The organism is Gilliamella sp. Fer4-1 (assembly GCF_001690515.1).
Taxonomy (GTDB): domain Bacteria; phylum Pseudomonadota; class Gammaproteobacteria; order Enterobacterales; family Orbaceae; genus Gilliamella; species Gilliamella apicola_C.
Map to the genome: position 1 here is coordinate 1 of NZ_LZGZ01000002.1, position 5905 is coordinate 5905.

General features: G+C 34.3%; 4 protein-coding genes. 2 read left to right on the top strand and 2 right to left on the bottom strand.

From position 1 onward, the window contains the following. Positions 1-14: 14 nt before the first annotated feature. Positions 15-1385, top strand: a complete 1371-nt coding sequence (cycA, locus tag A9G30_RS00025) for a D-serine/D-alanine/glycine transporter (RefSeq protein WP_065567716.1) — start codon at positions 15-17, stop codon at positions 1383-1385. 46 nt (positions 1386-1431) lie between these two features. On the opposite strand, the gene A9G30_RS00030 is transcribed toward cycA, so the two are convergent. After that, the gene (locus A9G30_RS00030) at positions 1432-2457 is read right to left on the bottom strand and encodes a TerC/Alx family metal homeostasis membrane protein (RefSeq protein ID WP_065587678.1); all 1026 of its coding nucleotides are present in this window, start codon (positions 2455-2457) and stop codon (positions 1432-1434) included. Positions 2458-2638: 181 nt separating this feature from the next. On the opposite strand from A9G30_RS00030, the gene dacB reads away from it, so the two are divergent. Beyond that, entirely contained in the window at positions 2639-4075 is a 1437-nt protein-coding gene (gene dacB / locus A9G30_RS00035) for a serine-type D-Ala-D-Ala carboxypeptidase (RefSeq protein WP_065587679.1), read from the top strand. Between the two features lie 58 nt (positions 4076-4133). On the opposite strand, the gene A9G30_RS00040 is transcribed toward dacB, so the two are convergent. Beyond that, positions 4134-5905: ABC transporter ATP-binding protein (locus A9G30_RS00040; RefSeq protein ID WP_081295512.1), on the bottom strand; the 1772-nt coding region annotated here is incomplete at its 5' end.

Genomic DNA, 5905 nt, shown 5'->3' on the forward strand with positions numbered 1-5905 from the left:
AAAGGAAAATAGCGATGAGCGCTTCCTCAAAGCATGATCTAAAACGGAACCTTTCTAACCGCCATATTCAATTAATTGCAATTAGTGGTGCTATAGGTACCGGCTTATTTATGGGCTCAGGAAAGACAATTAGCCTTGCAGGGCCGTCTATTATTTTTGTCTATATGGTTATTGGATTTGTTCTATTTTTTGTTATGCGAGCGATGGGAGAAATTCTGCTTTCTAATTTAAAGTATAAATCTTTTAGTGATTTCTCTAACGACCTTTTAGGGCCTTGGGCAGGATTTTTCACTGGTTGGACTTATTGGTTTTGTTGGGTAGTTACAGGAATTGCAGATGTTATTGCAATTGCTGGTTATGCTCAATATTGGTTTCCCGAACTGCAATCTTGGATACCAATGTTATTAACAGTTACCTTACTATTAACCTTAAACCTATTAACAGTAAAAATGTTTGGTGAGACAGAATTCTGGTTTTCAATGATCAAAATTATTGCTATTTTAGCCTTGATTGGTATTGGAATAGTGCTTATTTTAACCTCTTTCCATTCTGAACAAACTAATAGCATAGCTACATTTTCAAATTTATGGGAATATGGTGGATTTTTCCCAAATGGAATTATGGGTTTTTTTGCTGGTTTTCAAATTGCAATCTTTGCTTTTGTAGGGATCGAGTTAGTGGGTACAACAGCAGCAGAAACAGTTGACCCAAACAAGAATTTGCCACGAGCTATTAACTCTGTACCTGTCCGAATCATATTTTTCTATGTTTTTGCTTTAATCATCATTATGAGCGTTACACCATGGACGTTAATTTCTCCAAATAAAAGTCCATTTGTTGAGTTATTTACATTAATTGGTTTACCAGCAGCTGCAAGTATCATTAATTTTGTCGTATTAACATCAGCAGCATCTTCCGCTAATAGCGGTATTTACTCTACAAGCAGAATGCTATTTGGGCTAGCTAAAAAACAAGATGCTCCTGAGCCTTTTGGTAAATTATCAACTCGCTCGGTACCCGCTAATGGTTTACTGTTTTCATGTGCTTGCTTATTTGGTGGCGTAGTTTTGATTTATTTAGTACCTAATGTCATGGAAGCTTTTACTATAGTAACCACCATTTCAGCTATTTTATTTATGTTTATTTGGTCAATGATTCTTATTTCTTATATTGCTTATCGTCGTAAAAAAATAAAATTGCATGAACAATCTAAATTTAAAATGCCTGGTGGTATTTTTATGAGTGGTGTTTGTTTAGCTTTTTTTGTTTTTATGATTGTATTGCTTACTTTTGAAGCCGATACTCGCCAAGCACTCGTGGCCACTCCTATTTGGTTTATTATTTTAGCTGTGAGTTATTACATTCGCTCTTTAAAACGCAGATAAATCTAAAAATAAAAAGGCGGGTGATCCTGCCTTTTTATTTTTGTAATTATTGATCTTTATTTTTTACCGGCCAAATAATACTAGCAATAATACCCAAAGTTAAGATGCCTAAAATGACATAAAGACTTGTGGTTGGATCTATATCTATACCACACCCAAATAAATGATTACTTGCATTTAAAGCTAATTTCCCTGCAATAAAAAAAAGTAAGCAAATCACCGCCTTACTAAGATGGACTAAATACTGTTGCATGGCTTGTAAAATAAAGTACATCGTTCTAAGACCTAAAATAGCGAAGATCATGGCGCTATAGACAATTAATGGTTCTTGGCTCACGGCAATTACTGCAGGAACTGAATCAAAAGCAAACATAACGTCACTTAATTCAATTACAACAATACATAAAAATAGTGGTGTAGCATAAAAAAGACTTTTAGGTATTTTATCAACTAAGTTATTGTTTTCAGCTTTTGCAAGCTCTATATCAAGCTGTTTTTGTGACAATAAAAAACTGCGGCCGACAATTTTTGGGTAAGTTGGAAAAATACGTTTGGCAATGCGAAAAGCAAAGTGATTTGAATAATCTTTAATATTTTCGGCATTATCTTGATTTTTCAACATCATTATTCCCGTGCAAGCAACCAATATTGAAAACACCAACTCCATCCAAGGACCTAAATACAACAAACCTGTGCCAATTACGACAAATATGGCGCGAAATATAATAGCACCAATAACCCCCCAATAAAGTAAGCGATGGCGATAGTTATTTGGTACAGCAAACCATGAAAAAATAGCCATAATGACAAACAGATTATCGACCGATAAGGCTTTTTCAAGAACATAACCTGTAATAAATAAGCTGGCTATAGTGCTGCCATGGTGAATGTATAAAAATAGTGCAAATCCTAATGCAACCGCTATCCAAAATAGCGACCAAATAATAGCATTTTTTAAGCTGATTGGTTTATCGTTATGGTGAGCGTATAAATCAATAATAATTGCAGTCACGGCTAGCCCAACAAATACTAATATTGTTTCTATTGGAAAACCTAATGAATTTTGAATCATAGTTATATTACCTAGTATTAAAAGCTATATGAAGTTAACTTTTCTTTTGGCTATGTTAAATTATTCGATAGCACATAATTATAAAAGTGGTTGAGTATATATTGCTAGCTAAATCAAAAAAAGTTATATTTGCAAGTCCCATTTAACTGTTTTAATTTAATAACATTTTGAGCAAGCATTCATGACAAAATTCAGGATAATAATTTTCTTTCTTCTTCCTTTTTTTTCAGGACTATTACATGCGCAACCAGTAGAGCCTTATATATCATCTTTACCTAAAGGAAGCGATTTGTCTATTTTGGTTCAATCTGTAGGAAGAAGCCCTAAGACATTAGCAAAATATAAAAGCGATCAATTCAAACACCCAGCCAGCACTCAAAAAGTGATAACCGCATTAGCTGCTGAGTTGGAATTAGGTCGAAATTTCCGATTTACAACACGCCTGCAAACTAATGGCGTTATTAGTAATAAACAATTAAATGGTGATCTTATTATTCAACTTAGCGGAGATCCCACTTTTACGCGAGCCAAATTAAAAACAATGATTGCTGAAATGCGCCAAAAAGGTATTGAAAAAATAGCAGGAAATATAATTTTAGATACTTCGATATTTACAAGCCATGACAAAGCTGCGGGGTGGTCATGGAATAATTTAACGGCTTGCTATAATGCCCCACCATCTGCAGCAATTATTGATGATAATTGTTTTTATGCAACTGTGACACCAAATAAAGTAGGTGAAAAAGCCTCAATATCTAAACCTACTAATATTCCAGTTACTGTAACAGCTGATGTAAAAACCATTGCAAAAAACAGTAAAGATCCCAATGATAGGTATTGTGAGTTGGATGTTAGCTATTTAGACAAAAATCGTTATCATTTATCAGGATGTATTGCTGCAAGCTCAGATAAAACACCATTAAAATTTGCAATAATTGATGGGGGTGAATATTTTTCATCTATTTTAAAAAATGAACTTAAGCAACAAAAGATAACTTATACAGGATCGCTACTTCAACGCAAAGAAAAGAATAATGCTCAATTGACCTTACTCGCCTCTAGCCAATCAGCACCACTTTCAGAACTATTAACTGTCATGCTTAAAAAGTCAAATAATCTATATGCAGATGCTATTTTTAGAACCTTAGGCGCACATTACTATAATGTACAAGGCACATGGCGTAATGGTGGCGATGCAGTTAGACAAATTTTACGTAAAAAAGCAGGTATAAATTTAGAAAATTTAGTGATTGCTGATGGTTCGGGTTTGTCTAGGTTAAACTTGGTAAGCGCTGATAAATTAATGGAAATTTTACAATATATTTCAGCTAATGATTCTCAGCTAAAAATTATTGAAATGTTACCTATTGCAGGTATTGATGGTACATTAAAAAACCGTAAAAGCTTTAATCAGACACCTTTTAAAGAGACAATACGTGCTAAAACTGGTTATATTCAAGGTTGCTATAATTTAGCTGGATTTATCCAAAAACCTGATGGTAAATATGTAGCTTTCGTACAATTATTATCTGGTTATCAAGCGGATAATAAAAACGAATCAAAAAATAGTGCAATTATGCGTTTTGAATCAGAATTTTACAAAAATTTTATTAATTAAGCAGTGATAAGGACATTATAAGTTTAATGTCCTTATTTACTAATAAAAATGTATAAAATTAAATATTATCCCCTAAAAATCCACCGCTTTGATGTTTCCACAGCTGTGCATATAATCCATTTTTTATGAGTAATTCTTGGTGTGTGCCTTGCTCAATAATTTTACCTTGATCAAGTACAACTAACCTATCCATTGCAGCAATGGTTGATAAACGGTGGGCAATGGCAATAACGGTCTTACCTTCCATTAACGTATATAAGCTTTCCTGAATTGCTTGCTCAATTTCGGAATCCAGTGCGCTTGTTGCTTCATCTAACAATAAAATAGGCGCATTTTTAAGAATGACCCGGGCAATTGCAATGCGTTGTCTTTGACCACCAGATAATTTTATACCTCGTTCACCTACAAATGCGTCATATCCTGTTTTACCTTTTGCATCAACTAATGTTTGAATAAAGTTATCTGCATGAGCTTTTTGTGTGGCTTTTATCATTTCTTCTTCTGATGCATTATTGTTACCATAAAGTAAGTTTTCTCGTACTGAGCGATGTAACAACGAGGTATCTTGTGTTACCATGCCAATTTGAGCGCGCAGGCTTTCTTGAGTAACAGTGGTAATATCCTGGCCGTCAATAACAATTTCACCACTTTGTAAATCATAAAAACGGAGTAATAAATTAATAAGCGTTGACTTTCCTGCTCCTGATCGGCCAACTAAACCAATTTTTTCGCCTGGTTTTATCGTTAGGTCTAAATTCTCAATTACTGAGCTACGTTTTTTCTCATCATAACTAAAATAAATATGTTTAAACTCAATTTTACCTTGAGTTACATTAAGCTTAGGCGCATTTGGTTGATCAATCACTGCTTTAGCGACAGAAAACGTATTAATGCCATCTTTTACTACACCAATATTTTCAAATAGCGCTGCTATTTCCCACATAATCCAGTGTGAAAAACCATTTAATCGAAGTGCTACTGCTGTTGCTGTGGCAATTGCGCCAATACCAATTAATTGATTTGTCCATAGCCACAAGGCAACACCTGTTGTGCTTAGCACTAAGGAAATGGACAATAAATGATTTACTATTTCAAAACTACTGACTAGCCGCATTTGTTTATTAACAGTAACTAAAAACTCATTCATCGATTCTTGAGCGTATTTTGCCTCATTACCTGCATGAGAAAATAGTTTTACTGTTATAATGTTGGTATAAGCATCGGTGACTCGCCCAGTCATTGTCGAACGAGCGTCCGCTTGTGCACTTGCTACTTTACTTAAACGAGGAATAAAATAATACATAGCAATGCCATAAATTAGACACCAGATCATAAATGGCACTAATAACAAAAGATCTAATTGCCCGATGATTGTAGCCATAGTAATAAACGAAATAAGAACATAGATAAAAATATCTGCCACTAAAAAACAAGTATCACGAACTGCGAGTGCCGTTTGCATGACTTTTGCCGATATTCTTCCAGCAAATTCATCTTGAAAAAAACGCATACTTTGATTAAGCACTAACCGATGCAGGTTCCACCGCAATCGCATTGGAAAATTTCCAGCTAGGCACTGATGTTTAATAATCGTTTGTAGCCCAATAATAATGGTACTTCCTATAATGATTAGGGCTAACAGCGCTAATGTTGTTTTTTCTTGTTGCCAAAATTTGCTAGGTTCAACAACTGAAAGCCAATCAATAACTTTACCAAGGGCAGCATATAAAAAAGCTTCAAAAGCACCGCCTAATGCGCTAAAAATAATTAATAGCAACAAAAATAAGCGAGTCCCTTTCGCTGATTGCCATATGAAACTAAAAAAGTTTC

Bases quoted from the DNA above. Each gene is read 5' to 3' on its own strand.
- A9G30_RS00030 (WP_065587678.1), bottom strand. From the start codon at position 2,457: ATGATTCAAAATTCATTAGGTTTTCCAATAGAAACAATATTAGTATTT.
- dacB (WP_065587679.1), top strand. From the start codon at position 2,639: ATGACAAAATTCAGGATAATAATTTTCTTTCTTCTTCCTTTTTTTTCA.
- cycA (WP_065567716.1), top strand. From the start codon at position 15: ATGAGCGCTTCCTCAAAGCATGATCTAAAACGGAACCTTTCTAACCGC.